The sequence below is a fragment of the Kitasatospora purpeofusca genome (assembly GCF_000718025.1).
Lineage (GTDB): Bacteria > Actinomycetota > Actinomycetes > Streptomycetales > Streptomycetaceae > Kitasatospora > Kitasatospora purpeofusca.
The window spans coordinates 1-26,421 of sequence record NZ_JODS01000036.1; the positions used below are offsets into that span (position 1 = coordinate 1).

The window sequence follows — 26,421 nt, forward strand, 5'->3', positions numbered from 1 at the left end:
CGGTCACCCGGTGCCCCGCCTCCAGCAGGTGGGCGGCGACCACACTGCCGACATAGCCGGCGCCACCCGTGACCAGGTACTTACTCATGATGCGACCTCGCTCCGATCATGTCGTCCTTCGCGCGGGCTCCCGCAGTCCGTGGGTCACCCCGGCAAGTCGAGTAAACATAATTAAACGTAAAACGACACGAGTCAACATCGCAATGGTCCAGGACAAGAGCCCGCCGGTATCTGCTGCTGTCGGCGCGCGCGGTCGCGGCCCGCTTCGAGCGGGTGGGCGACCGGTCGAGGGCGTCCACCGAAAGAGCCCGACCGGCGGGCACCGGTCGGGCTCTTCTTCTGACGGCCCAACAACAGGCGCCGCCCGGTTGCGTGCCGCCGGCCGTCGGGCCGGTCGTCAGCCGACGGTGGCTGGCTCCTCGACGACCCGGCCGTCGCGGAGTTCGACCACGCGGTCGGCGAGTTCCATCAGGTTGGGGTCGTGGGTCGCGACCAGGACGGTGACGCCCTCGCTGCGCACCACCGCGCGCAGCAGCTCCATGATCGAGCGGCCGGTCTCGGAGTCCAGCTGGCCGGTCGGCTCGTCCGCGATGATGAGGTCGGGCTCGTTGGCCAGGGCCCGGGCGATCGCGACGCGCTGCTGCTGGCCGCCGGAGAGCTCCCCGGGGCGCTGGTTGGCGTGGTCGGCCAGTCCGACCAGGGCGAGCAGGGTGCGGGCGCGCTCCTCGCGCTGGGCGGCGGGCACCTTGCGCAGCCGCATCGGGATGCCGACGTTCTCGGCGGCGGTGAGCACGGGCAGCAGGCCGAAGGACTGGAAGACGAAGCCCAGCCGGTCGCGGCGCAGGGCGAGCCGTCCGTCCTCGTCCAGGCTGCCGAGGTCGGTGCCGTCCAGGGTGATGGTGCCGCCGGTCGGGGCGTCCAGGCCGCCGACCAGGTTGAGCAGGGTGGTCTTGCCGGAGCCGGACCGGCCCTTGAGGGCGGTGAGTTCGCCGCGGCCGATGGTGAAGGAGACGCCGCGCAGGGCGTGCACGGCGCGCTCGCCGGAGCCGAAGCTGCGGTGGACCTCGGTGACGGCCACCATGGGAGTGGTCACGGTGCCGGCCGGTTGCTGAGTCATGCGGCGTCCCCCTGGGATTCGCCCGGCGGGTCCTGCCGACGGCGGCCGGCCGAGGTGATTTCGCGGTGTTGCTTCGAGAGGTGTACTTCGAAGCGTTTCTTTGAAGTGCTCATGTCTTAGCAGAATCGCGGGCCTGGTGCTCCGTCGGCCGCCGACCTGCATTGCCTTGTCGTACTGCGCATGCGATGCGCAGCATTTGCTCATTACTTACATCCTTCGCGCAAGTCCCTTCCTTTCCTTGACCGGATCTGAAAGCATCGTCCGCTATCCGGTGATCAAGCGCCGGTGATCACCATGACGAAAGCGCCCCGGGGGCCCGTCCGCGCAGTGCGAGACACCTGCCCGGACCGGATGCGGCGCGGACACCATTGACGACCGGGGGAGGATCGGGATGCTCGGCTTTGTCATGCGCCGTCTGCGCGGGCGACTGCCCCTGGCCACAGCCGCCCTGCTCACCGTACTGATCACAACGGCGGTGCTCACGGCGCTGGTCGCCTTCCAGCGCACCGTCGGCGAGATCGGACAGCGACAGGCACTGCAGGGCGCGGGCCACCCGCGGACCACCGTGGTGGTCAACTCCGAGCACGGGCTGGACCGGAAGGCCAAGGACGACGAGGCGGTCGCCGACTACGCCCGGACGCTCTTCGGCGACCTGCCGGCCGAGACCCGCGGCCTGTCCCGCAGCCGCTCCTACGGACTGCCGACCGGCCCGGCGGGCGGTGCGCAGGCTGCCCCGACGGGCAAGCAGGCGGGCACTCCGGCCGCCCCGGCGGACACCGGCGCACAGCCCGGCACCACCAGGGCCGACGACCTCACCCTGCTCGCCGCCCTCGACCGCGGCCACGTCCAACTCCTCGCCGGGGACTGGCCCGCAGCCGCGGCCCCCGGCACGTCGGGCCCCGTCCAGGCGGCCGTCCCGAGGTCCGTGCTCACCCGCCTCGGCCTCACCGCCGAGGCCCTGCCCGCCGAGGTCCGGCTCACCGACCGCTACGGCGGTCCCCCGCTGGTGGTCCGGGTCACCGGCGCCTACCGCGCCAACGACCCCGCCGACCTCTACTGGCGGCTCGACCCGGTGCAGGGCCGCGAGATCCTCTCCGGCGGCTTCACCACCTACGGCCCGCTGCTCGTCGACGAGACCGCCTTCGGTGCCGGCGGCATCCCCCAGAACGGCCGCAGCTGGCTGATCGACGCCGACTTCACCGGCGTCGGCACCGCCGCCGTGGACGCCGTCCGCGACCGGGTCACCCCGGCCGGCGACGCGCTCAACCGGAACGCCGGACTCATCGCCCGCACCGAACTCCCCGCCCTGCTGCGGGAACTGGACTCCGGTGCGATGGTCGCCCGGTCCACCCTGCTGATCGGCGCGCTCCAGCTGATCGTGCTGGCCGCCGCCGCCCTGCTGCTCGTCGTCCACCTCATCGCCAGCCGCCAGCAGTCCGAGAACGCCCTGCTCGCCGCCCGCGGCGCCTCCGGGACCCGGCTCGGCGGCTACACCGCCGTCGAGGCACTGCTGCTCGCGCTGCCCGCCGCCCTGCTGGCCCCGCTGCTCACCCCGCCGCTGCTGCGCGTCCTCGGAGGCTTCGGCCCGCTGCGCCACGTGCCGCTGGACACCTCGCTGCACTGGACGCTGTGGCCGGTCTCGGTCGCCTGCGCCCTCGGCTGCGTCCTGCTCGCCGCCGTCCCCGCGCTGCTGCGCGGCGCCGGCACCGCCGTACTGCGCCGGGCCGGCCGCCGCCAGGCCCTGGCCGCCGGCGCGGCCCGCTCCGGCGCCGACCTCGCCCTGCTCGCCCTGGCCGTCCTCGCCTACCAGCAACTCTCCCAGTACAGCGGCGGGTTGTCCCCGGACGCCGACGGCCGCCTCGGCCTGGACCCGGTCCTGGTCGCCACCCCCACGCTCGCCCTGGGCGCCGGCACCCTGCTCGTGCTGCGGCTGCTGCCGCTCGTCGCCCGACTCGGCGCCCGGCTGGCCGCCCGCGGCCGCGGCCTCGGCCCCGCCCTGGTCGGCTGGCAGCTCGCCCGCCGCCCCGGCCAGGCCAGCGGACCGGTCCTGCTCCTGGTGCTCGGCGTCTCCACCGGCGTCCTGGCGCTCGGTCAGCACGACACCTGGAACGACTCCCAGCAGGACCAGGCCTCCTTCGCCACCGCCGGCGGCCTGCGCATCCACGGCGCCCACACCGCCGCGATCGGCCAGGGCAGCCGGTTCGGCGCCCTGCCCGGCGGCGACCGGATCATCCCGGTCGGCCGGCAGGAGCAGTCGCTGCCCGACGGCTCCCACGGCCAGGTCCTGGCCCTGGACGCCGCCGCCTTCGCGGAGCACGTCCCGATCCGCTCCGACCTGCTCGACGGACAGGACCCGAAGAGCCTGTTCACCCCGCTCGCCGCCGACACCGCGGGCGCCGCCCCGACCGGCGTCCCGCTGCCCGGCAAGCCGCAGCGGATCGACGTCGACCTCACCTACACCCCCGGCCCGCGCCCCGCCGCGGCCACCGACGACAGCTTCGGACCGGCCCCGGCACCCAGGGCCCCGGAAGCCTGGCTGCTGCTCCGGGACGGCCACAACCTCTCCTTCGTCGCCCCGGTCACCGGCATCCCCGCCAGTGGTGACGCCCGCGCCACCGTCGACCTCGCCGCGCTCACCGACGGCGGCCTCAGCTCGGTGTCCGCGCCGCTCTCCGTGATCGGCCTGACCCTCTCCCTCGGCCCCAAGGACACCGGTGAACTGACGATCCGCCGGCTCGCCGCCGCCGACCGCGCCGGCGACCCCGGGGTACCGGCCGCCGTCCCCGCCGGACTCGGCTGGAGCACCAGCGGCGACGCCGCCGAACGCCCGGTCGGCGTGGACGTCGTCCCCGGCACCTCCGACGACCGGAAACTGCTGAGCGTGCGCTACGGCATCGGCTCCAACGCCCTCAGCAACCGGCGCGCCGTCATCACCCCGGCCGAGGCCAAGCCCCCGGCCGCGATCCCCGGCGTCGCCACCCGCGGCTACCTCACCGCCACCGGCTCCGCCGTCGGCGCGACCGTCCGGGTGCCGTTCGGCCTCACCACGGTGCCGGTGCGGATCACCGGCGAGGTGTCCTCCCTGCCCGTCGTCGGCGACAACGCGGTGCTCGTCGACCTCGGCGCGGTCGGCCGGACGCTCGCCGTCGGCGGCCGGGAGACACCCGCCCCCGCCGAATGGTGGCTGCCCGCCACCGGACCGGACGACCGGACCCCCGCCCAGGCCGCCGCCGCACTGCGCGCCGCGCCCGGCACCCCCGGACTCCAGCTCCGCGACGAGGTCGCCGCCGACCTGCTCGGCGACCCGCTCAGCGCGGCCCCGCAGAACGCCCTCGCCGCCATCGCCGTCGTCACCACCGTGCTCGCCGCGATCGGCTTCGGCGCCGCCGGGGCCGCCGCCGCCGGCCAGCGCTCCCGCGACTCCGCGCTGCTGCTCGCCCTCGGCGCCCCCAGGCGCCGCCTGGTCCGCACCGCCGCCGCCGAACAGGCCGTCCTGGTGGGCCTCGGCAGCGTCGTCGGACTCGCCCTCGGGGCCCTGATCGTCCATCTGATCGTGCCCCTCGTCGTCCTCACCCCGGCGGCCCGCCGCCCCGTCCCGGAGGCCCTGGTGGCCCTGCCGCTCGGCACCGCCGCGCTGCTGGCCGTCGCGATCTCCGCCGTCCCCCTGCTCTCGGCCCTGCTCGGCGGCCGCCGCCGCCGCGACGTGGCGCAGCGCCTGCGGCACCTGGAGGAGATGTGACCGGCCCGGCCGCCACCACCGCCCCCCGACCCACGGGCACCGGAGCGGGCCACCGCCCGGCCCCGTGGGTGCGCACCCGGCTGCGCGCGACCCCGCTCGCCGCCCTGCTCACCGCCGTCCTCGCGCTCGGCACGGTCTTCCTGGCCACCGCCTTCCCGCGGGTCCTCGACCGGGCCGCCGACCACGGCCTGCGCGACTTCCTCCGCGACCGGGGCACCGTCGCCACCAGCATGTACGCCTCCGCCGCGCTGGCCGGCGGGGCCAAGACCCTGGACGACGACGCCGCCCTGCTCGCCGCCCACGTCGGCCCCACCCTCGCCGTCGCCCCGGGCGGACTCGTCTACGGCGCCCGCAGCGGCAAGTCGCGCTCCCTGACCAACCCCGGCCTGGCCCGGCCCGAAGGCGTCGACCCGCAGATGGGCCTGCTCTACGTCCAGGGCCTGCGCGAGCACACCACGCTCGCCGAGGGCCGCTGGCCTGACGCCCCCAAGGGCGTCGCCGCGCCGGTCCCGATCGCACTCGTCCGCGACTCCGCCACCACCCTCGGGGTCCACCTCGGCGACATGCTGAACACCGGCGAGGCCCTCGACGGGGAGGAACCGCGCAAGGCCGAGGTGGTCGGCATCCTCGACGCCAAGGACCGCAACGACCCGTACTGGGCCGAACTCTCCTGCCCCGTCCAGGCCTGCCTCGACTTCACCCGGGGCAAGCAGTCCTACGCCTACTGGCGCCTCACCGGACTCGTCGACGGCAGCGCCCTCGACGCGGTCCAGACCTGGCAGACCGGCGCCCAGGACTTCTGGCGGATCCCGGTCGACGTCGACCGGCTGCGCGCCGACCGACTCGACCGCACCGACCGGGAACTCGCCGCCTTCCTCACCGGGAACACCGCCAACGCACTGGCGAACGCCACCAGCCGCCCCGGCCTGCAGATCACCTCGCCGCTGCCGGACCTGCTGGACAAGGCCACCGCCCGGCAGCAGGCCGCCGCGCCGCTCGCCGCCATCGGCCCGGCCGGCCTGGCCGGCGTCGGCCTGGTCGTGCTCGGCCTGGCCGCCGCCCTCGCCGGCGACCGGCGCTCCGCCGAACTGCGCCTGCTCCAGGCCCGCGGCGGCTCCCGGAGCGGCGTCGTCGGGCGACTGCTCGGCGAAGGCGTCGTCACCGTCCTGCTGCCCGCCGTCCTCGCCGGGGCGCTCGCGCTGTGGCTGCTGCCCAGCCCGCGCTGGGGCGGCGCCGTCCTGGCCGGCGCGGCCGTCGCCCTGTTCTCCCTGCTCACCCTGCCGGTGCGCGCCGCCCGGCTCTGGTCGCGGCCCCGGGCCGGCAGCGGCCGGCGGCGCCTGGCCGGCGAACTCGCCGTCCTGGCCCTGACCGTCGCCGCCGTCGCCGAGGTCCGGCGGCGCGGCGTCGCCCCCACCGGGACGGGCGTCGACCCGCTGCTGGTCGCCGCACCGCTGCTGCTCGCCCTCACCGGCGGACTGCTGCTCGCCCGCCTCCAGCCGCTGCTGCTCGGCGCCTTCGCCCGGGTGGCCACCCGGCGGCCCGGCGCCATCGGCTTCCTCGGCCTGGCCCGCGCCGCCCGGGGCAGCACCGAAGGGGCCCGGCCCTCCGTCCTGCCCCTGATCGCCCTGCTGCTCGCCGTCACCACCGCGGGCTTCGGCTCCACCGTGCTCGGGGCCGTCGACACCGAGCGCACCCACGCCGCCCGGCTGACCGTCGGCGGCGACGCCTCGGTGGTCGTCCCGATCGGCGTCCCGGTGTCGGAGGGCTTCGCCGAGGCGGCCGCCAAGCTGCCCGGGGTCCGCGCCTCCGCCCGGATCTGGGCCGACACCGAGGTGTTCGTGCTCGACGGCAACGGCTCCACCCGGGTCTTCGCCGTGGTCGCCGACCCGGTCGCGTACGCGGAGATGTCCCGCTCGCTCGGGCGGGGCGCCTTCGACGCGGCCGCGCTCTCCGGCGGCACCGGCGCGGCGGACGCCCCGGTGCCCGCCCTGGTCTCCACCGCCCTCGCCCGCAAGCTCGGCCCGGGCGCCACCCACCGCCTCCGGCTGCCCAACGGCGGGGAACTGCTCACCAGCACCGCCGCCACCGTCGACGGCACCCCGGCGCTCCAGGGCGACGACCGCCTGTTCGTCGTCCTCCCGGCCGGCCCGGCCGTCGCCCTCGCGCCCGAACTCGGCCGCGCCAACCTCTGGCTGGCCACCGGCTCCGTCGACCAGGACCGGCTGCGGAGCCTGGTGCGCGAGCAGATCGCCACCGAAGCCCAGCGGGCCACCGCCTTCCCCACCGCGGCCGGCGAAGGGAACGACGGACTGCCCCCCGGCTACAGCGTGCGCACCAGCGCGGCCGTGAGCGCCGCCCTCGCCGCCGACCCGCTCCAGTCCGCCGCGGCCCGGCTGTTCTGGACCGCCGTCCTCGGGGCCGGCACCCTCGCCCTGCTGGCCGTCCTGCTCACCCTGGTCCGGGCCGCGCCCGAGCGCACCGCGCTGCTGGCCCGGCTGCGCACCATGGGCCTGCGGCCCCGGCAGGGCCTGACCCTGATCCTGATCGAGACGCTGCCGCAGACCCTGGTCGCGGCGGTCGGCGGCGGCCTGGTCGCGGTCGCGGCGGTCGCGCTGCTCGGGCCCGCCTTCGACCTGTCGGTGCTGGTCGGCGCGGACATCGCGCCCGGCCTGCCGGTCGCCGTCCCGCCGGTGCTGCTGCCGACGGTGGGCCTCGCCGCCCTCGTCTCCGCGGGCGTCGTCGCCGAGGCGCTGATCGCCGGCCGGCGGCAGATCGCCACCGAACTGCGGGCGGGGGACCAGCGATGACCCTCCCGCCCCGATCCCCGTCCGGGGCCGGGAACGACCCCGGGTCCGACCCGGCGTCCGGGAACGACCCCGGGTCCGACCCGGCGTCCGGGACCGACCCCGGCGCCGCGTCCGGGGCCGCTCCCGGAACGCCGACCACACCCACGACGACAGGCCCCACGCCGACGAGAGGAGCACCGCGGTGAACGGCAGCGCCCAGGACCAGAAGACCGCCCCGGCCCCCACCTTCCAGGAACTCCAGGAGCGCGCCCGCGCCGCCGCGGCCGGACCGGCGGCGCACAGCGCGGACGCGGCCATCGTCTGCGACCGGCTGGTCCGCATCTTCAGCGCCCAGGGCGTCGAGGTGCAGGCCCTCCAAGGGCTCGAACTGACCATCCGGCAGGGCGACCTGGTCGCCCTGGTCGGCGCCTCCGGCAGCGGCAAGTCGACCCTGCTGACCATCCTGGCCGGGCTCGACGTACCGACCGCCGGCACCGCCACCGTGGCCGGCTGCGACCTGCTGGAGATGTCCGCCCGGGAACGGCTGCGCTACCGCCGCGAGGTGGTCGGCTTCATCTGGCAGCAGACCGCCCGCAACCTGCTGCCGTTCCTCACCGCCGCCGAGAACATCGCCCTGCCGATGCAGCTGCGCGGCGGCCGGTCCTCGCGCGTCGGCTCCCGGCAGCAGGCGGCCCGGGTCGCCGAGCTGATGGAGGCGCTGGAGATCGGCGAACTCGCCCGCCGGCGCCCGACCGAGATGTCCGGCGGCCAGCAGCAGCGCGTCGCCATCGCCGTCGCCATGGCCAACAACCCGCCGGTGCTGCTCGCCGACGAGCCCACCGGTGAGCTCGACTCGGAGACCGGGGCGAGCATCTTCGAGGCCTTCCGCACCGTCAACCGCGAACTCGGCGCCACCGTGGTGATCGTCACCCACGACCCGATGGTGGCCGGGGAGGTGCGCCGCACGGTCGCCATCCGCGACGGCCGCACCAGCAGCGAGGTGCTCCGCCGCACCCTCACCGACGAGCACGGCGAGGAGTCGGTCAACGAGACCGAGTACGTGATGCTGGACCGCACCGGCCGGGTCCAGCTCCCGGCCAAGTTCCTGGAGGCGCTGGGCATGGAGCACCGGGTCGCCGTCGAGCTGGCCCCCGACCACATCGCCGTCCGCCCGGACGACCTCGAGGGCCATTGAGGGTCCTGAGGGCCATTGAGGGTCCTGAGGGCCACTGAGGGTCCCGAGGGCCGCTGAGGGTCGCTGGGGGTCCGCCGTCGGTCCCGTCGCTGTCGGAGTGTCAGCGGCGGGACCGGCGGTCCTCCCGGCGGAACCGGAGGTACTCCCGGGCGAGCAGCCGCAGCGCGGCGGGCTTGGCGGGGCTCGCCGAGCGGCGCAGCAGCGCGCCGAGGTCGGCGCGCGCCGCCGCCCCGGTGAGCTGCTCCACCCCGACGATGCAGCGGACCATCGGCCGGTGGACGGCCGGGACCAGCCCGATCACGGTCCGGGCCTCGGCCAGGGTGCGGTCCGCCTCGTCCAGCAGGCCGCCGAGCAGCTCCCGGACCGCCGGCAGGTCGCGGGCCTGTTCCAGATCGGCGCGGGTGACCCCGTGCCGCTCCAGCCGGTCCCGGGGGACGGTCAGCCGGCCCTCCGCCAGGTCCTCGGCGAGATCGTTGACGAAGTCGAGCCGCTGGCTGCCGTCGATGAAGGTCCGGCACGCGGCGCGGTACTCCGACTGGTCGCCGGCCGGGCCGAGCAGCGCGGCGACGACCATGAAGCCCGGCAGCGAGTACCCGTCCACGTAGCGCTGGTAGTCCGCCTCGGTGTCGAAACCGGTGAAGTCGAGATCGGCCTCGGCCGCGGCGAGGTGGTCCAGGACCCGGTCGCGCAGCTCGGGACGGGCCGCCGCGCTGTGCAGCAGCGGCCGCAGCTCGGGGTCGTCGGTCCGGCCCTCGGCGAGGCTGCGGGTCACTTCCTCGTGCCAGCGGGCGGCGGCCGCCCGCCGTTCCGCGAGCGGGCCGCTGTCGAGCAGGGTGTCGGTCCGGTGCATGAACGCGGCCGCCGCGATCACGTGCGGGACGGTCCGCTCCGGCAGCAGCAGCCCGGCCGCCACCGCGACCTCGCGCCGGTAGCGGGTCACCTGCTCCCGCTGCCGCCCGTAGTCGGCCCGCAGCCCCGCCTCCCGCACCCCGGCCGCGTCCAGCGCCCGTTCCCACCTGCCCACTCGGCTCACCCGTCCCTCTGCTCGGAAGGACCGAGCCTATGGCGTGTCCCCCGGATCCCGGGGCCCGGGCCCGTCGGGGGCCGTCGGGGGCCGTCGGGCCCGGGTGGGGAGGCCGGGCCCGGGTGGGATACTGGACCGGTCCATTCCGCGGCGGCAGGTGGTGAGGGGCGGCACATGAGCAGCCGGGTGCGGGTGCTGAGGAAGCAGAACCGGCTCAGTCTGGAGGCACTGGCGGAGCGGGTCGGGGTGACCAAGAGCTATCTGTCCAAGGTGGAACGCGGCCTCAGCGACCCGTCGATCTCGACCGCGCTCAAACTCGCGCACGCGCTGAACGTCGATGTCGGCCGGCTGTTCTCGGACGAGGTGGAGCCCGAGCTGATCACCGTGGTCCGGGCCGACGAGCGGACCCAGATGGGCGCCGGGACCGGTCCGGGCGACACCCGCTACGAGGGCATCGCGACCGGTCTGACCGACAAGCGGATGGTGCCGTTCATGATGCACCCGCCGACGGATCCGGTCGACCCGCCGTTCAAGTCCCACGCGGGGGAGGAGTACCTCTTCGTCCACGAGGGCACCGCCGAGCTGGAGTTCCCGGAGCGCACGGTGACCCTGGGGCCGGGCGACAGCGTGTACTTCAACTCCGCCCTGCCGCACCGCTGCCGCTCCACCGGCGGCCGGCCCGCCGCGGTCCTCGTGGTCATCCACGACGAGCCGTCCGGTCCCGCCGACCGCGTCCCGACCCTGCCCTGACGCGCACCGGCCCCGGCGTACGCTCCTGACGCGCATCGGCCCCGGTACCGCCTGAGCGGTACCGGGGCCGCTGCGGCGTCGGCGGCTCAGCCCGCGGCGGAGAGCAGCTCCGCGAGGCGGGCGGTCCCGGCCCGGTCCAGGGGCAGCAGCGGACGGCGCGGCTCGCCGACGTCCAGACCGAGCAGGGCCAGACCGGCCTTCACGGTGGTGGGCAGGCCGCCGCCCAGGATGAACTCCAGTACCGGGAGCTGGCGTTGGAAGACCTCCAGGGCGAGGTCCCACTCACCCGCCCGGACGGCGCGGTGGAGTTCCAGGACCGGCCCGGGGATCAGGCAGGGCGCGGCGGTGCACCAGCCCGCCGCGCCGGCCGAGAAGGCCGCCAGCGCGAGCGGGTTGCTGCCGTTGTAGAACGGCAGGGCGCCGTCGGTGAGTTGTGTGAGCCGGTGCATCCGCCGTACGTCGCCGCTGCTCTCCTTCACCATGGTGATGTTCTCCACCCGCTCGACCAGCGAGACCATCAGCTCGGGGGAGAGGTCGACCCCGCTGGTGGCGGGGTTGTTGTAGAGCATCACCGGGACGCTGACCGCGTCCGCCACGGCCGTGAAGTGGCCGGCCACCTCACGCTCGTCGAGCTTCCAGTAGGCCTGCGGCAGCACCATCACGGCGTCCGCGCCCGCCTGTTCGGCGAACCGGGCGCGCCGGACCGCGCCCCGGGTGGTGAGGTCCGCGACACCTACCACGGCGGGCACCCGGCCGGCGACCGCGGCGAGCGAGGCCTCGGCGGCGGTGTACCACTCCTGGTCGTCCAGGTAGGCGCTCTCGCCGGTGGAGCCGAGCGGGGCGATCGCGTGGCAGCCGGCGTCGATCAGCCGGTCCACCAGGGCGGTGAGGGCTTCGGTGTCCACGCCGCCGTCGTCGCCGCCCTGCTCGCCCGAAGCGAACGGGGTGACCGGGTAGGCGATGATCCCTTCCAGTGCGAGTCCGGTCATCTCAGGCACCACCCTCGGAAGTCGCGTCGTCGTTGACGGCGTTGACGGCGTTGACGTTGATCGCGTCGCCGTGCCCGGCCCGCAGGGCGCGGCGGGCGTAGTACGCGAAGTTGGCCTGGCTGCGCTTGACGGTGGAGGTCCAGTCGTGGGCCTCCCGGGCGAGCGGCGCGGGTATCTCCTGGATCCGGCCGGCCGCCGAGGCCAGCAGTTGGAGCCGGGCGGCCCGTTCGAAGAGCACGGCGAGGGTGCAGGACTCCTCCACGCCGGCCGTGGCGACCAGCATGCCGTGGTGGGCCAGCAGCAGGGCCCGCTTGTCGCCGAGCGCGGCGGTGATGATCTCGCCCTCCTCGTTGCCGACCGGGATGCCGGGCCAGCTCTCCAGGAAGGCGCAGTCCTCGTACAGCGGGGTGAGGTCCATGTGCGAGACGACCAGGGGCGTCTCCAGCATCGACAGCGCGGAGATGTGAGCCGGGTGGGTGTGGATGATGCAGGAGACGTCGGGGCGGGCCCGGTACACCCAACTGTGGAAGCGGTTGGCGGGGTTGGCCATGCCCTCGCCCTCCAGGACCTCGAGGTCCTCGTCGACCAGGAGGAGGTTGTCCTCGGTGATCTCGTCGAAGCCGAGGCCGAGCCGCTGGGTGTAGTAGGTGCCCGGCCGTTCGGCGCGGGCGGTGATCTGGCCGGCCAGGCCGGAGTCGTGTCCGGCCTCGAAGAGGATCCGGCAGGTGAGGGCCAGCTTCTGGCGGATGGTCCAGTCGTTGTCGGGGATCGCGGTGCGCATTCTGCGGTGCGCGAGGTCGACCAGGTCCGCCTTGGCGGTGGTCAGGGTCTCGGCCATGGCCGGGGTGCTCCTTCGTTCGGGGGCGTGCCGCAGCGGCGCGCGGCGGCCTGGTGTCGCGTGCCGGGCGCACCAGCAGGACACTGTGTTCACCATAGGACACGTCGTGTCCTGGCGTCGACAGTGATGCCGGGAGCGACGCCGACGGTGACCCCGGGTTCGGAGCGGGAACGGGCCGCCCGGGCGTCAGCTTTCTCCGCTCGTGCGACGGATCAGCCCCGAGCGCTCGGCGTCCGAGCGCAGATCGCTGCCGGGGGCGCCCCGGTCGATGCGGTCGCCCCGGCCGGCGGCCGTGCAGAGGGCGAAGACGAGGATGGCGCTCGCCGCCGCGGCGAGGATGCCGAGGGCGGTGAGGACGCGGAGCCAGGTCACGGGAGATGCCTCCAGGGGGACGGCGCGAGGGAGTGCCGCCGGGGATATCGGCAGACCGGCCGACGAGGTCGAGTGTCCACGGGCGGTTCCGCCTACTGACCGCCGCGCGCACGGTCGTGCGCGCGGGCGGTCGAAGCACGAACGGCGTGCACTACGCCGGGCCGTGCGCCCCTGGTGCCGTCGTCACCGGTGCCGGGGGTGCCGGGGCACCGCAGGGGCGGCCGGGTCGGTCGGGGCGGCTGCATCCGGTACCAGGGCCCGGAGCGCCCCCAGGTCCGGCTTGCCGGTCCCGGACAGCGGGAGGTCCGGGAGCACCAGGATCGTCGCCGGCTCGCACAGCGGCCCGCCCCGCTCCCGCACCCACCGGCGCAGCTCCGCCACCGTCACCCCGCTGCCGGGGGCCACCGTCACGGCGGCGTGCGCGTGCTGGAGCCGGTCCCGGTCGGTGGTGGTGAACATGACCGCCTCGCGCACCGCCGGGTGCGTCAGCAGCGGGCCCTCGACCTCGCGGGGGAAGACGTTGTGCGCGTCGACGATCGCCACCGGATCGTGCCGCCCGGCCACCGTCAGATACCCCGAGCCGTCCAGCGCGCCCAGATCGCCGGTGTCCAGCCAGCCGTCCCGGAGCACCCTCGCGGTCGCCCCGGGGTCGCGCCAGTAGCCCTGCATCGCGGTCGGCGTGCGCACCCAGATCCGCCCGACGTCGCCCGTCGGCAGAGGCCGGCCGTGCTCGTCCAGGATCCGCACCCCGGTGTCCGGGAGCGGCCGCCCGGCCGTGGTCAGCAGCCGGGGGTCGAGGTGCTCGTCCGGGGTGAGCCGGGTCACCGGGCCGCACTCGGTGAGGCTGTACGTCTGGTGCAGCACCCGGCCCAGCCGGCGGGTGGCCTCGGCCAGCCGCTCCGGGGCCGCCGGGCAGCCGGTGTAGGTGACGCGGCGCAGACTGCCGAGGTCGGTCCGGGCCAGCGCGGGGTGGTCGAGCACCCGGTACAGCAGGTGCGGCGGGAGGTAGGCCCGGGTCACCCGGTACCGCTCGATCGCCGCCAGGACCTCCGCCGCCGCGAAGCCGTCCTGCAGCACCACCGTGCCGCCCGCCGCCAGGGCCAGGTCGGCCGTCGTCCCGCCGCCGTGGCAGAGCGCCGTGCACAGCAGGAACACCGACCCGGCGACCAGCTCCGGGCGCGGCGGCCGGGCGAAGCCGCGCTGCACCCCCTTCGGCCGCCCGGTCGAGCCGCCGGTGAACCGGATCGCCATCACGTCCTGCGGCCGGAACCGGGGCGCCACCGGCGCGGGCGACAGCGGTTCGGCCAGTGCCGTCAGGTCCGTGCCGAGCGGGCCGGGGCCGAGGGCCAGCAGCCGGGCCGACGGCAGCGCGCCCGCGATCCCGGCGGCCGCCGCGCCGCACCCCTCCGGGTCGAACACGAACGCCTCGGTCCCCGCCGAAGCGGCCAGCGCGATCAGCTCCGCGACCGTCCGGCCGGCGGGGAGCATCGCCACCCGGCAGCCGATCAGATTCGCGGCGAGCCGCACCAGCAGCGCCTCCGGCCGGTTCCCGGCCAGCAGCGTGACCCCGTCGCCGCGCCCCAGCCCGGTGGACCGCAGGGCCCGGGCGAGCCGGTGCACTGCGTCGAGGCACTCGGCGGCCGTCAGGGACCGCTCCCCGTACCGCAGCGCGACCCGCCCCGGATCACGCGCCAGCCCCGCCAGCACCTGCCCGGTGTACGTCGCGCCCGCCACCCCGGCATCCGCCCCACCCGCCCCGGCCCGCAGCGTCTCCGTCACTTGGCGCCCTCCACCCGCCCCGGCGGCCCGGGGATCTGACGGTGCATCATGAACGGCGACCACCATAGGACCCTCGACCCCGCCCCACCCGCCGGGGTCCGCCCCGGGAGCGTCGCCCGCCGACCGGAAGCCCCTCGCGCCCACCCGCGTGTCGCCGGTACCTCGTGCCGACTCCGCTGCCTGCCCCTCCGGAGCCACCGCTGATCCCGGCCGAGCCAGGCCGGGCCGGACCGTCCGGTGCCGACCGGACCCGATCCCGTTCCGCCGAGGCGTCGAGCTCGGAGGCCGGCTGTCGGACCCGGCGGATAGGTTCCGCGCATGGTCAGGTACGGAGAGCCGGGAGCTGTGGCGTGGGTGGAGTCCCTCGGGGGGCCGTTCGTCGTGCTTCCCGAGGTCGTGCTGGAGGCGTGGTCGGGATCGGCCGGGAACGACGACGCCGGTGACGACTACGACCGGGCCTGTGCCGTCGAGGGCTTCATCGGGCTGCTCCGGGTCGGCTCGGCGGAAGGCCTGGTCCTCGGGGACGAACCCGCCGCGACCGCCTACCTGCTGGCACAGGGTGTGTTCGTGCGCTGGTCGGCGGCGGAGTCCGAGGAGGCGATGCTCGGGAGCGTGGACGCGGCGATGCGTGCCGCTCCGTGGGAGCCGGAGCTGACCTGGAAGGTGCCGGGGCCGGTCGTGCTGTTCGACTCGGTCTGGACGGGTGAGGAGTCCCGTCTGCAGGAGCACGTACGGGTCGACCTGCAGGCCGGGTCCTACGGCGTTCGTGCCGCCTACGTCGAACCCGACCCGCAGACCGCGCTCACGCTGGTCGCCGTGCGCCGCCTCCCGGGGTGATGCGTCCGGACCGGAGCGCGTGACGAGGAGTCGTCCTGCGGCAGGAGGCGTACTGTTCGCCGGCAGGGACCGCGAGCTGTCCGCCCGTCCGCCCGTCCGGTTGCCGCGGTGTCCGTGGACAGCCCCGCCGCCGCACGCCTCCGGCAGCGGGGACCGGGCGCCGGGAACCGTGGCGGGAGTCGGCGGCGTGGATTGTTATCGTTCCAGGTCGGGCACGGACGGGACGGGTGAGCAGTATGGACGGGTCGGCCATCGTGGGCGGAGCGAGGGCGGGCGCGCCGGGCGCGGGCCGGACGGCGGGGGCGGGGATGGAACCGCGGGGACCGGTGGACCTGCGCGGCGTGGCCGGCGAGCCGTTCGTCGTGCTCTACCCGGCCGACGCGGTCGTGGTCGTCTCCGGGCTGCCCGGCAGCGGCAAGAGCACCCTGCTGCGGCGCTGGTCCGCCCGCGCGCCGCAGGCCGTGACCGTCGACCCGCGCGCCGTGCACGAGGCCTGCGCCGCCGTCATGCCGGACCGCCTGCCGTACGCGGTCTACCGCCCCTGGGCCCGGCTGGAGCACTTCCGGCTGCTGCGCCGCTCGCTGCGCCGGGGCGGCCCGCTGCTGGTGCACGACTGCGGCAGCCGGGCGTGGATGCGCCGCTGGCTGGCCCGCGAGGCCGCCCGGCAGGGGCGGGAGCTGCACCTCGTCCTGCTCGACGTCGGGGCGGCGACCGCCCTGGCCGGTCAGCGGGCCCGCGGACGCTGGGCCTCGAACCGGGTCTTCGCCCGCCACCGCCGGGGCCTGGACCAGCTGATCGCGGCGCTCACCGCGCACACCCGGGGCGACGGGGGGACGCCGGTGCCGGAGGCGGCGTCGGTGCTGCTGCTGGACGGCCGGTCCCGCTCGCGGGCGGCCGAGGCGCGGTTCGGCCGCGACGCGGTGGCCGACGGGGGCTGACCCGTGCTCGACCGCCGGCCCGGCCTTCGGACCGGTCCACCGCGCCGCCCGGGAGCCGCCGATGGACCGTGGCCGGACGATCCTGTTCCGGTGGGCGGTTGACGCGGGTAAGGGTCGGCCGGGGAGACTGTGCGGGTAGACCGTCCTGCCGATCAGTCAGTCGCGAGGGAGCGCACCCTATGCCCGGCCCCACCGCCGTCACCGACAGCCTCTGGTTCCGCCGTTTCCATCCGTTCGACACGGCGCCCGTCCGGGTCGTGATGTTCCCGCACGCGGGCGGCTCGGCGGGCTTCTTCCGGGACTGGTCGGCCGAGCTGTCGCCCTACGCGGACGTGCTCGCCACCCAGTACCCCGGCCGGCTGGACCGGATCGACGAGCGGGCGCTCGACTCGCTGCCCGAGCTGGCCGACCGGGTCTATGCCGCGCTGCGGCCGTGGGCGGACCGCCCGCTGGTCCTGTTCGGGCACAGCATGGGGGCGGCGGTCGCCTTCGAGGTGACCCGCCGGTTCGAGCGCGACAAGGTGGCCGGTCCGGTGCGGCTGGTCGCCTCGGGCAGCCGGGCGCCGTCCGAGCCGCGCGACTCCGCCGTGCACCTGCTGCCCGACGAGGGCCTGCTGGCCGAGCTGGCCAGGCTCGGCGGCACTGACGAACGCCTTCTGGCCGACCCGGAGTTGAGGGCGATGATCCTGCCCTCGCTGCGCGGCGACTACACGGCCGTCGAGACCTACGTGGCCGCGCCGGAGGACACGGTCCAGGTGCCGGTGACCTCCCTGACCGGCGACAACGACCCGCGGGTGACCCTCGACCAGGCGGGCGACTGGGCCGCGCACACCACCGGCGGTTTCGAGCTGAAGGTCTTCCCCGGCGGGCACTTCTACCTGACCCACGAGCGGACCGGCGTGCTGGACGTGCTGAAGTCCCACCTGCGCGAGATCTGAGTCGCCGGTCGTCACCGGTCGTCACCGGTCGTCGCCGGGGCGCGGGCGTGCGCGCCCCGGCGACCACCGACTCCTCCGGCCCTCACCCGGCCCGGTTCAGGGCCGGGCGAGGGCCTGTTCGAGCAGTTCCTGGAGCGCCATCCGCTGCTCCGGGCCCAGCCCTGCCAGCGGTGAGTCGGCGGCGAGCAGGGCCAGCAGCCGCTCCCGCAACCCGGTGCCCGCCGGGGTGAGGACGAGCTGCCGCGCCCGCCGGTCGGTGGGGTGGGGGCGCCGTTCGACCAGCCCCTGCCGTTCCAGCCGGTCGACGACGAAGGTGGCGTTGGACGGCTCGCAGCTCATCCGTCCGGCGAGTTCACGCATCGTCAGCGGGCCGTGCAACTCGCGCAGCGCGGTGGCCTGGGCCGCCGTGAGCCCGAGCCCGGCGGCGTGCTCGCGCAGATGGTCGCCGATCCGCTGGGCGAGTCCGTTCACCAGGCCGCAGAGGGCCCGCTCGGCCCGGACCCGTTCGGTACGGATCTGTTCGGCGCGGACCTGTTCGGCCCGGACCCGTTCGTCCGGCACATCCGGGGGCGGTGTCATGCGGCCATGCTACCCAGGAGAAAGCGTCAAGCCGGAACAATGCAAGCTTGAAGCATCTCGCCGGTGAGCTCCCGCCGATCGCCGTCACGGCGTCAGTCCTCCTTCGGGGGCCGGGGAAGTGCCCGGGGCGGGTGGTGGTCCCAGCTGCCCGGCCGGGGCGGTTCCCAGACCGAGCAGTCGTGGGCGAAGAGGACGCGTCGAGGGTCGAACTCGCCGAGCCGGTCCAGCCAGGGCCGGTAGTCGGGGAGCGGCTGTTCCACGCCTCGGTGGGCCGCGTGTCGGGCCAGGTGGTCCGATCCGAACTCGGAGGCGAAGTCGTAGGCCTGGCCGGCCAGTACCACGGTGCCGTCGCCCTGTTGGACCACGAGCGACTGGTGCCCCTCGGTGTGCCCGGGGGTGGGGAGGATCCGGATTCCGGGCAGGACCTCCGCCTCGCCGTCGAGCTCCTCGTAGGTCGCGCCGGGGAAGTCGACCAGTTCGTCGATGGTGTAGCCGCCCCGACGGGCGGTGGCCAACTCCACGGTCTGGACCAGGATCGGCGTGCCGCCCAGCAGCGGGTTCCCGCCGCAGTGGTCGAAGTGGAGGTGGCAGTTCACGACCAGGGAGACGTCCGCGAGGGTGACTCCCGCGGTGGCGAGGGCGCCCTCCAGCGGCCTGCGCCGGGGCCGGTAGTGGGCCTCCGTCCCGGGGTCGGCGGCGCCGATGCCGGTGTCGAAGAGGATCAGTCCCCGATCGTGCCGCACCAGATAGGCGAGCACGGGTTCGACACGTGGCCGGGAGCCGCCGGTCTCCGAGGCGGGGCGGACGAAGTAGCCCAGGTCGAGTCGGCGTACCGCTGTGTGATTACCCATCCGGTCATCCTGACGCGCGGCCGGGTCCGCTTCGGGACTGTCCGCCGACAGCGGATCCGGCCGGATGCACGGGCGCGGCCGATCGGCTCTCCGGGGCGACCGGGGCCCGCCGGTCGCACGGATGTGGCTCAGGTAGGGACGACCGGAATGACAGGAGCAATCGGGGAGACATCAAATGTTGACACGTTTGTGACAACAGGTCACGCGTAAAGCCTTCCCCAAATGCTTGCTGTTCTGGCATGTTGCGTTCAACCCCCGTGTGATCCCCTCAAGCACGGGCCCCGATCGGAGGACGCACGTGTCACCCCTGATATCCCGGCGGGTCGGCCGCCCCACCGCCGCGCTCGCCCTGCTGGCCGCCGCGGCCCTGGCCACCCCCGCGACCCTGGCCGTCGCGGCACCCGCCGCGCCCGCCTCCGCCCCCGTCGTCCAGGCCCCGGCCGCTCCGGCCGCCGCGGCCGCGCCGCAGAGCCAGGCCGCGCCGCAGGCTCCGGCCGCCGCCACCGCCTGGGCCGCCGGGACCCGTGCCTACCTGGTGATCAGCGCCCCCGCCGACGTCGCCGCCGCCAAGTCCGCGGTGACCGCCAACGGCGGCACCGTCTTTGCGAGTTACGACGCGATCGGCGTCGTCGTCGCCCACTCCACCGGCACCGGCTTCGCCGCCGCGGTGCGCGGGGCGGCCGGCGTCCAGCAGGTCGGCGCGACCCGCACCTCGGACGTCCCGGCCGACGCCTACAACCCGGCGCTGCCCGCGAACCCCGCCCAGTCGGCGACCACGCTGACCGAGTCCAACCGCTGGGACATGACCCAGATCAAGGCCGACCAGGCCTGGGCCGTCTCCACCGGCTCGTCCGCGGTCAAGGTCGGCGTGCTGGACACCGGTGTCGACGACCAGCACCAGGACCTGGCGCCGAACTTCGACGCCGCCGACTCCGCCTCCTGCGCCTACGGCAAGGCCGACACCCGCACCGGTGCCTGGCGCGACGTCGACACCCACGGCACCCACGTCGCCGGCACCATCGCCGCCGCCAAGAACGGCAAGGGCGTCATCGGCGTGGCCCCCGGCGTCAAGATCGCCTCGGTCCGGATCGCCGAGCCGACCAGCACCCTGTTCTTCGCCGAGAACACCGTCTGCGGCTTCGTCTGGGCCGGCGACCACGGCTTCAAGGTGACCAACAACAGCTACTACACCGACCCGTGGCAGTTCAACTGCCCGGACAACCTGGACCAGGCCGCCATCATCGAGGGCGTCCGCCGGGCCCAGGCCTACGCCGAGGGCAAGGGCTCGCTCCAGGTCGCCGCGGCCGGCAACTCCAACTACGACCTGGCCAACAAGACCACCGACAGCGACAGCCCCAACGACTCCACCAAGGTCACCCGGACCATCACCAACGCCTGCATCGACATCCCGACCGAGCTGCCCGGCGTGGTGACCGTCTCGGCCATGGCCAGCGGCACCGGCAAGGCCTCGTACTCGAACTTCGGCCGGGGCGTCATCGACGTCGCCGCGCCCGGCGGTGACGGCGCCACCGGCGTGTACTCCACGCTGCCCGGCGGCAAGTACGGCACCAAGAGCGGCACCTCGATGGCCTCCCCGCACGTGACCGGTGTCGCGGCGCTGATCGCGAGCGCCAACCCGACCTTCACCCCGGCCGACATCCGCGCCCGCCTGGCCACCCAGGCCAACGACGTGGCCTGCCCGTCCGACAGCCGCTGCACCGGCACCACCGCCAACAACGCCTTCTTCGGCGAGGGCCAGGTCGACGCGCTCAAGGCGGTCGGCGGCGGCACCCCGCCCACCGGCAAGTACTTCGAGAACCTGACGGACGTGGCGATCACCGACAACGCGACGGTGGACAGCCCGCTGGCCGTCACCGGGGTCGGCGGCAACGCCCCCACCGCGCTCAAGGTCGGCGTGGACATCAAGCACACCTACCGCGGTGACCTGGTGATCTCCCTGGTCGCGCCGAACGGCACGGTCTACCTGCTGGAGGACTTCACCGACAGCGACAGCGCCGACAACGTCGCCAAGACCTACACCGTCAACGCCTCCGCGAGCCCGGCCGACGGGACGTGGAAGCTGCGGGTCAAGGACGGCGCCTCCGGCGACGTCGGCACCGTCGACGCCTGGAACCTGACCTTCTGACGGTCGCCCCGTCCGGTGGGCAGTGCGGACGGGGACCGGGACGCGCCACGGCGGCGGGGGCAATCCCCGCCGCCGTGGCTTTTTCGTTCCTGCTCCCCGGGTTCCTCCGGTGGTTCCTCCGGCGCCGGCCCGTTGTGTCCTCAGCGGGAGGACGGCCCCGGCAGCAGGGGGCCGGGGAGCAGCGGGCCGGTGACGTTCTTGACCTCGTCGTCGTCGTTGTCGTTCACGGCCGTCGTGACCGAGCTGGTCACCCCGGAGGCCAGGCCGAGCACCAGGAAGAGCACCAGCAGTCCCCGGCCCGCGCCGCTCATGACCAGCGGGCGGGTCGCCGACACCGTCCCCTCGGGGTCCAGACCGGGCTCGTCGCCGAAGAGCCGCTTCGGGTAGGCCGGGGTGAGCATCACCAGGTAGGCCGTGTACCGCATCCGGTAGCGCAGCACCGCCGCGGTCGCCTCGAACAGCGGCTGCGGCATCCGTCCGAGGACCAGCACCACCAGCCAGCTGATCCAGCCGACCACCCACCAGCCCGCGTAGAGCAGCCACTGCACCACGGCGGCCGGGATGACCAGCACGATCCGGAACAGCACCGCGAGCCGGTTCAGCTCCCCGGGCCTGAGGCCGACCTGCACGGGGTACTCGGGGACGCGGAAGGCGAACGGCGGGTAGCTGCCCGTCGTCATCAGCAGGTACGCGTTCACCCGGGTCTCGTACGGCACGTACGCGCAGAGGTAGTCGGCGGCGAAGACCGGGAGCCGTCCGAGGACGAGCGCGCCGAACCAGCCGATGACCGTGACCACGAACGCCACGATCGACAGCACCCAGAGCACGATGAACTGCGGGATCAGCAGCAGGAGCCGGAACAGCACGGTCAGCCGGTTCTGGGCTCCGGGCGCGGGAATGTCGAGCGTGGGCAGCCATTCGTTCGGGTACGGGGCGGCGGCGGGGGGAGCCTGCCACATCGGGGCCTCCAGGGCTCGACACCGGGGCGCGCGGTGGACCCGCGCGTGCTCCGAAGATCGCAGCCGTCCGGGGAGCCCGCGCGCTGCGTTGCGCCACCCGTGCGACGCCGTCCGTGCGACGACGCCCGGCCGGCCGGAACCAGGCCGGTCCGGATCGGTCATTCAGGCAGTCGATCCGATAAGCAAGCGGTCGCGATACGACAGCGAAACCTTGGTGGAGTGGTCGTGATCGATCGATTGTGGTCGAAGGTTCTCCTGGGGGCGCAGACGGGGCAGCATCGGTTCCGGGGCGATCGGGAGTTCGCCCGATCGTCCGTCGGACGGGGAGCATCCTCCCGGCTGTCATGTCCGGGACGTGATGTGCCGTGATGCGCCGTGCTGTGCCGTGCTGTGCCGTGAATGCGACACGACGTGATGTGACCATGCGACCTGCTCACCATGGGGGTGCCGGCTTGCCAGGGTTCGACGACTACCATCACCGCCTCTCGGGACCGGTGGCCGAGGGGCTCGACCCCGGGGCCGACACCGACGAGCCGGACCGGGCGGCGTACGGCTTCCCCGCGTCGGGCGACCTCCTGGAGCTGACCGACTTCGCCGACTTCCTCCGCTTCTCCGCCGAGCTCACCGGCTTCGACGAGAGCGAACTGCGCGACACCGGCATGGCCCACGAGCACCACCGCACCCTGCTCGCCCACCGGGTCCGCGACGAGCACGCCCTGGTCCACCTCTGGTACGTCGGCGCCTGGCCGGACGAGCCGCCCGCCTCGCCCCGGGCCCACGACCGCGGCCTGATGTGGCGCACCTTCCACGGCGCCGCCCCCGGCAGCACCGCCCCCGGCCACGGCAGCTGGGCCGAGGCCCCGCAGGACGGGGCCGGCCGATGACCCGGGACGCCGCGCGGCACCGGGACGGCGCCCGGTCGGACGCCAACCGCCAGGACAGCACCCGCCAGGAGGCCCGCGGGCAGGAGGCCCACCGGCAGGAAGCCCACCGGCACTGGGACGTGATCGTCGTCGGCGCGGGCTTCGCCGGCTCGCTGGTGGCCCACCGCCTGGGCGGCCACGGCCACCGGGTCCTCGTCCTCGAAGCGGGCCACGACGTCCCCGACCCCGCCACGACCGCCACCGCCTACCTCGCGGCCGGCGGCGGCACCCCCACCTCGCCCTACCCCCGCAGCGCCGACGCGCCGTCCCCGGACGTCGACGACCTGACCGGCCTGCCCGACGGCGGGTTCACGGCCACCGGATACCTGCTCCAGCACGGCCCGCTGCCCTACGCGAGCGGCTACCTGCGCGCCAACGGCGGCACCGGCCTGCTCTGGACCGGTCTCACCCCGCGCATGCACCCCGAGGACTTCCGCACCGCCGACCTCGGCCACGGCCGCAACTGGCCCATCGGCTACCAGGACCTCGAACCGTACTACCGGCAGGCCGAACACGAACTCGGCGTCGCCGCCGACGCCGACCAGCAGCGCCGCGCCGTCGGACTGCCCATCCCCGCCGACTACGCCTTCCCGATGCGCGCGATCCCCGCCACCCACCTGGACCGGACCCTCGCCCGCGCCCTCGACGGCCGGACCGTCCGCGACCCGGCCGACGACGAGGACGCCCGCCTCGCCGTCAGCACCACCCCGCACGCCCGCAACGGCATGCCCACCCGACCGGAGCACCCGGTCGGGCCGCTCTGCCAGGGCACGGCCTCCTGCGTGCCGGCCTGCCCCAGCGGCGCCAAGTACACCCCGCTGCGCACCCAGGCCCGCTGGGCGCCCAGTGTCCGGCTGCGCACCGGAGCCGTGGCGAGCCGGGTCCTGGTCGACGGCACCGGCCGCGCCACCGGCGTCGAGTACCACGCGGACGGCACCACCCACCGCGTCCACGCCGACCTGGTCGTCCTTGCCGCCCACGCGATCGAGAACGCCCGGCTGCTGCTCCTCTCCGGCCTCGCCAACCGCAGCGACCAGGTCGGCCGCAACCTGATGGACCACCCGGCCCTGCTCACCTGGGGCCTGCTGCCGGAGCCGACCGGTCCCTACCGGGGGCCGGGCTCCACCAGCGGGCTGGAAGCCTTCCGCTTCGGCCGGGCCCGGGCCCGGCGGGCACCGTTCCGGATCGAGATCGGCAACTGGGGCTGGTCCTGGGCCGGGCGACCGCCCCAGGTCGAGACCGGGGCCCTGCTGCGCACCGGGGTGCGCGGCAAGGACCTGCGCGAGCGCCTCGGCGACCGGCTCGGCCGTCAGTTCTCGCTCCAGTTCGAACTGGAGCAGCCCGCCGACCCGGCCAACCGGGTCACCCTCGACCACAGCCGGCCGGACCGCCTCGGCCTGCCGAGACCGGCCCTCCACTACGACCTCTCCGGCTACGTCCGAGAGGGCATGGCCTCCGCCCGGGCCGTCTCCGACCAGCTGTTCGCCCTGCTCGGCGCCGAGGACCACACCCGCTACGAGGCCGGCCCCGGCTGGCCCGGGCGGCTCGAACACGACGGCCGGCCGTACGGCTACCGGGGCGCCGGCCACGGCGGCGGCACCCACATCATGGGCGTCTCGGCGGGCACCTCCGTGGTCGACCAGTGGCAGCGCTGCTGGGACCACCCCAACCTCTACGCCGTCGGCTGCGGCTCGATGCCCTCGCTCGGCACCTCCAACCCCTCGCTGACCATGGCCGCCCTCGCCCTGCGCAGCGCCGACCGCGCCCACCACGACCTGACGGCCCTGCGCGGCCCCGCGGAACTCACCGCGCCGCGACCGTCCGAGCCTTCCGCTGTGCCCGCCTCCTCCTCCACCTCCGCTGCCTCCGCCGCCTTCTCCGCCTCCTCCTCCGCGCCCGCGTCTTTACCGACCCCGTCCAGGGAGCCCTCATGACCGGTCTGCCACTGCCCCCCGTGCCGGAGCCGTACTACCTGCCCTTCCACTACGGAGCCCTGCACAACATCGGGGTGGACTACCTGGTCGACCCCGGACCGGTCCAGGAACTACTGGCCGAGCGTCATCCGGCTCTGGCCGCGGCCGACTTCGGCGGCCGGGCCTGCGTCTCGCTCAACTACCAGCTGTACTTCGCCCAGTACCCGACCGGCGGCGGGATCACCGAGGAGGTGGAGATCAACGTGATCGCCCACCCCCGGTCCGCCGCCGACCGCCTGCCGGCCGTCGACTACGGCCAGTACGCCCGGGGCCACGACCAGACCAGGCTGCTCGGCATCGCCCGCCTCCATGTGCTCTGCGACAACCCGCTCGCCATCGACGCCGGCACCCGGCTCTACGCCGAGCCCAAGCACCCCGGCTGGTTCACCGCCGTCCTGCCCTCCCTGAACGCGGCCGCCGTGCACGACCGCTGGTCGGTCGCCTGCCACCGCGCCACCCTCGGCCCGGACGGGTTGCGCCGGCACGAGGAGGAGCTGTTCGCCGTCGAGGCCGACCTGGCCGGCCTCGACAGCGAGCCGGTCGTCAACACCCCCGTCACCGGCTACGGCACCGACGAGGAGGGCCGACTGCTGGCCGGCCCGCTCACCGTCCACCAGCCCTACCGCTTCCACCCGCTGGACGCCCGCACCGCCGACCGGGTCCGCCTCACCCTCGGCGAACGCGGCCCGGAAAGCCCTGGCGCGGACAGGCCCGGTCCGGGCGGTCCCGCCCGGGAAGCCGTCGCCGACCTCGCCCGCCTGGTCGGCGACGCCCCCGCGGCCGGCGCCTGGACCTACCAGTCCGCACCGGTGGCCGCCCACCACCGCCCCTACTACATCCCCTGACGCCGGGTGGGTGCGGAGGTGGGTGCCTCCTGGTCGATGGTGGACCGGACCCGGAGGCTCCGTCCGCGTCCTTGCCCACAGTGACCGGTGGGCCGGACAGCAGCCGCCCGTGGGCTCCACCGGCGGCTGCTGTCACGGGCCCTGGTTGCGCCCGGCGCGCCCCGTGGGCCGCCGTTCGGTCAGAGGCAGGGTGCCGTGCGGAAGGTCGGATCCGGGCCTACGGCAGGTTGACGCTCGCGCTTCCGTAGATGGGGCTGGTCACCGGGGTGCCGCCGAGGACCGTCGTGATGGTCGCCCGCGCGCCGGTCTGGTACGAGCCCTGCTTCAGCGGGTACTCGGTGTCGGCGGTCGCATTCAGCGCGTTGTACGCGGTCCTGGAGTTGTAGGTGACCTGGGAGCCGTTGTAGTAGAGCGCCACATCGACCTGGATCTTGTAGACGAGGGCCGAGCACTCGACGCTCGCCAGGCCCTCCTCCCCTCCGCCGTAAGGGCCCCCGTAGTAGCGGAAGGGCGTCGACGGGGTCACGGTGCAGTCGATCGTCAGCGGCGCGGCCCCGGGGCGGCTGGCGGGGACGGTGAGGGTCAGGACGCCGGCGCCGTTGCCCGGCTTGGCCAGGGTGACGGTCGGGTGCGCGGTGGCCGCGTGCGCGGTGGTGCTCGGCACCACCAGGGCGGCCAGGGCCGCCGCGCAGGCGCCGAGGGCGGCGCGTCGGATGAAGGGGCGGGTGTCGTTGCTCATGGCTGTCTCCTTGGACCGCCCGCGCGCGGAGCCGGATGCTCCGGTGGCGGGGCTGTGAAGAAGTGACATGTACGAGCGGAACACTCCGGGGCGGCGGCGCCGGG

22 protein-coding genes are annotated in these 26,421 nt (G+C 75.0%); 11 read left to right on the top strand and 11 right to left on the bottom strand.

Going from position 1 to position 26,421, the window contains the following annotated elements:
• A partial coding sequence (locus IF01_RS47860; RefSeq protein ID WP_157855224.1) for an NAD-dependent epimerase/dehydratase family protein occupies positions 1 to 88 on the bottom strand: 88 nt, incomplete at its 3' end.
• A 309-nt stretch (positions 89 to 397) separates the two neighbouring features.
• Positions 398 to 1,117, bottom strand: a complete 720-nt coding sequence (locus IF01_RS0134970) for an ABC transporter ATP-binding protein (RefSeq protein WP_030397643.1) — start codon at positions 1,115 to 1,117, stop codon at positions 398 to 400.
• 391 nt (positions 1,118 to 1,508) lie between these two features.
• On the opposite strand from IF01_RS0134970, the gene IF01_RS0134975 reads away from it, so the two are divergent.
• The 3 genes from IF01_RS0134975 to IF01_RS0134985 all read left to right on the top strand — a co-directional run bounded on the left by IF01_RS0134975 (position 1,509) and on the right by IF01_RS0134985 (position 8,837).
• Entirely contained in the window at positions 1,509 to 4,856 is a 3,348-nt protein-coding gene (locus tag IF01_RS0134975; protein WP_051756815.1) for an FtsX-like permease family protein, read from the top strand.
• Positions 4,853 to 7,663, top strand: coding sequence for an FtsX-like permease family protein (locus tag IF01_RS48685; protein WP_030397645.1), 2,811 nt, complete (start codon positions 4,853 to 4,855; stop codon positions 7,661 to 7,663). Before IF01_RS0134975 ends, IF01_RS48685 begins: the two co-directional genes overlap by 4 nt.
• Before the next feature lie 181 nt (positions 7,664 to 7,844).
• Positions 7,845 to 8,837 (top strand): ABC transporter ATP-binding protein, encoded by a 993-nt coding sequence (locus tag IF01_RS0134985; RefSeq protein ID WP_030397646.1) that lies wholly within the window; start codon positions 7,845 to 7,847, stop codon positions 8,835 to 8,837.
• 100 nt (positions 8,838 to 8,937) lie between these two features.
• On the opposite strand, the gene IF01_RS0134990 is transcribed toward IF01_RS0134985, so the two are convergent.
• Positions 8,938 to 9,861 (bottom strand): phytoene/squalene synthase family protein, encoded by a 924-nt coding sequence (locus tag IF01_RS0134990; RefSeq protein WP_030397647.1) that lies wholly within the window; start codon positions 9,859 to 9,861, stop codon positions 8,938 to 8,940.
• Between the two features lie 174 nt (positions 9,862 to 10,035).
• Between IF01_RS0134990 and IF01_RS0134995 the strand changes: the two genes are divergently transcribed.
• Positions 10,036 to 10,611 (top strand): helix-turn-helix domain-containing protein, encoded by a 576-nt coding sequence (locus IF01_RS0134995; RefSeq protein ID WP_037782335.1) that lies wholly within the window; start codon positions 10,036 to 10,038, stop codon positions 10,609 to 10,611.
• An 86-nt stretch (positions 10,612 to 10,697) separates the two neighbouring features.
• Here the strand turns inward: IF01_RS0134995 and IF01_RS0135000 are convergent, their stop codons facing one another.
• The 4 genes from IF01_RS0135000 to IF01_RS0135015 all read right to left on the bottom strand — a co-directional run bounded on the left by IF01_RS0135000 (position 10,698) and on the right by IF01_RS0135015 (position 14,589).
• Positions 10,698 to 11,600 (bottom strand): dihydrodipicolinate synthase family protein, encoded by a 903-nt coding sequence (locus IF01_RS0135000; RefSeq protein ID WP_030397649.1) that lies wholly within the window; start codon positions 11,598 to 11,600, stop codon positions 10,698 to 10,700.
• A 1-nt stretch (position 11,601) separates the two neighbouring features.
• Entirely contained in the window at positions 11,602 to 12,438 is an 837-nt protein-coding gene (locus tag IF01_RS0135005) for an aldolase (RefSeq protein ID WP_051756817.1), read from the bottom strand.
• A 186-nt stretch (positions 12,439 to 12,624) separates the two neighbouring features.
• Complete coding sequence (locus IF01_RS0135010; RefSeq protein ID WP_030397651.1) at positions 12,625 to 12,810, bottom strand: hypothetical protein; 186 nt, start codon at positions 12,808 to 12,810, stop codon at positions 12,625 to 12,627.
• Positions 12,811 to 12,993: 183 nt separating this feature from the next.
• Complete coding sequence (locus tag IF01_RS0135015) at positions 12,994 to 14,589, bottom strand: AMP-binding protein (RefSeq protein WP_078880570.1); 1,596 nt, start codon at positions 14,587 to 14,589, stop codon at positions 12,994 to 12,996.
• A 318-nt stretch (positions 14,590 to 14,907) separates the two neighbouring features.
• Between IF01_RS0135015 and IF01_RS0135020 the strand changes: the two genes are divergently transcribed.
• The 3 genes from IF01_RS0135020 to IF01_RS0135030 all read left to right on the top strand — a co-directional run bounded on the left by IF01_RS0135020 (position 14,908) and on the right by IF01_RS0135030 (position 17,302).
• A complete protein-coding gene (locus IF01_RS0135020; protein ID WP_030397653.1) occupies positions 14,908 to 15,426 on the top strand; it encodes an Imm21 family immunity protein in 519 nt (172 codons plus the stop codon).
• Positions 15,427 to 15,734: 308 nt separating this feature from the next.
• Positions 15,735 to 16,364 (top strand): AAA family ATPase, encoded by a 630-nt coding sequence (locus IF01_RS42790; protein ID WP_094745719.1) that lies wholly within the window; start codon positions 15,735 to 15,737, stop codon positions 16,362 to 16,364.
• Positions 16,365 to 16,543: 179 nt separating this feature from the next.
• Complete coding sequence (locus IF01_RS0135030; RefSeq protein WP_030397655.1) at positions 16,544 to 17,302, top strand: thioesterase II family protein; 759 nt, start codon at positions 16,544 to 16,546, stop codon at positions 17,300 to 17,302.
• A 96-nt stretch (positions 17,303 to 17,398) separates the two neighbouring features.
• Here IF01_RS0135030 and IF01_RS0135035 read toward each other — a convergent pair whose 3' ends face one another.
• Together IF01_RS0135035 and IF01_RS0135040 are read right to left on the bottom strand one after the other, a co-directional pair.
• Positions 17,399 to 17,881 carry a MarR family winged helix-turn-helix transcriptional regulator gene (locus tag IF01_RS0135035; protein ID WP_078880571.1) on the bottom strand — a complete coding sequence of 161 codons (483 nt, stop codon included), beginning with the start codon at positions 17,879 to 17,881 and terminating at the stop codon, positions 17,399 to 17,401.
• Positions 17,882 to 17,973: 92 nt separating this feature from the next.
• A complete protein-coding gene (locus tag IF01_RS0135040) occupies positions 17,974 to 18,732 on the bottom strand; it encodes an N-acyl homoserine lactonase family protein (protein WP_051756822.1) in 759 nt (252 codons plus the stop codon).
• A 298-nt stretch (positions 18,733 to 19,030) separates the two neighbouring features.
• Here IF01_RS0135040 and IF01_RS0135045 point away from each other — a divergent pair, with 298 nt between their 5' ends.
• Positions 19,031 to 20,878, top strand: a complete 1,848-nt coding sequence (locus IF01_RS0135045) for a S8 family peptidase (protein ID WP_375341018.1) — start codon at positions 19,031 to 19,033, stop codon at positions 20,876 to 20,878.
• A 140-nt stretch (positions 20,879 to 21,018) separates the two neighbouring features.
• On the opposite strand, the gene IF01_RS0135050 is transcribed toward IF01_RS0135045, so the two are convergent.
• Positions 21,019 to 21,837 carry a DUF4389 domain-containing protein gene (locus IF01_RS0135050; RefSeq protein WP_051740322.1) on the bottom strand — a complete coding sequence of 273 codons (819 nt, stop codon included), beginning with the start codon at positions 21,835 to 21,837 and terminating at the stop codon, positions 21,019 to 21,021.
• Positions 21,838 to 22,289: 452 nt separating this feature from the next.
• On the opposite strand from IF01_RS0135050, the gene IF01_RS0135055 reads away from it, so the two are divergent.
• From IF01_RS0135055 to IF01_RS0135065, 3 genes are read left to right on the top strand one after another with little or no spacing between them, the layout of a single operon-like run.
• A complete protein-coding gene (locus tag IF01_RS0135055; protein WP_233290029.1) occupies positions 22,290 to 22,721 on the top strand; it encodes a hypothetical protein in 432 nt (143 codons plus the stop codon).
• Positions 22,718 to 24,694: a GMC family oxidoreductase gene (locus tag IF01_RS0135060; RefSeq protein ID WP_063764381.1), complete on the top strand. Its 1,977-nt coding sequence runs from the start codon at positions 22,718 to 22,720 to the stop codon at positions 24,692 to 24,694. The genes IF01_RS0135055 and IF01_RS0135060 overlap by 4 nt, the downstream gene beginning before the upstream one ends.
• Positions 24,691 to 25,578: a hypothetical protein gene (locus IF01_RS0135065; protein WP_030397662.1), complete on the top strand. Its 888-nt coding sequence runs from the start codon at positions 24,691 to 24,693 to the stop codon at positions 25,576 to 25,578. The genes IF01_RS0135060 and IF01_RS0135065 overlap by 4 nt, the downstream gene beginning before the upstream one ends.
• A 217-nt stretch (positions 25,579 to 25,795) precedes the next feature.
• Here the strand turns inward: IF01_RS0135065 and IF01_RS0135070 are convergent, their stop codons facing one another.
• Positions 25,796 to 26,317: a hypothetical protein gene (locus tag IF01_RS0135070; protein WP_030397663.1), complete on the bottom strand. Its 522-nt coding sequence runs from the start codon at positions 26,315 to 26,317 to the stop codon at positions 25,796 to 25,798.
• Between the last annotated feature and the right edge of the window lie 104 nt (positions 26,318 to 26,421).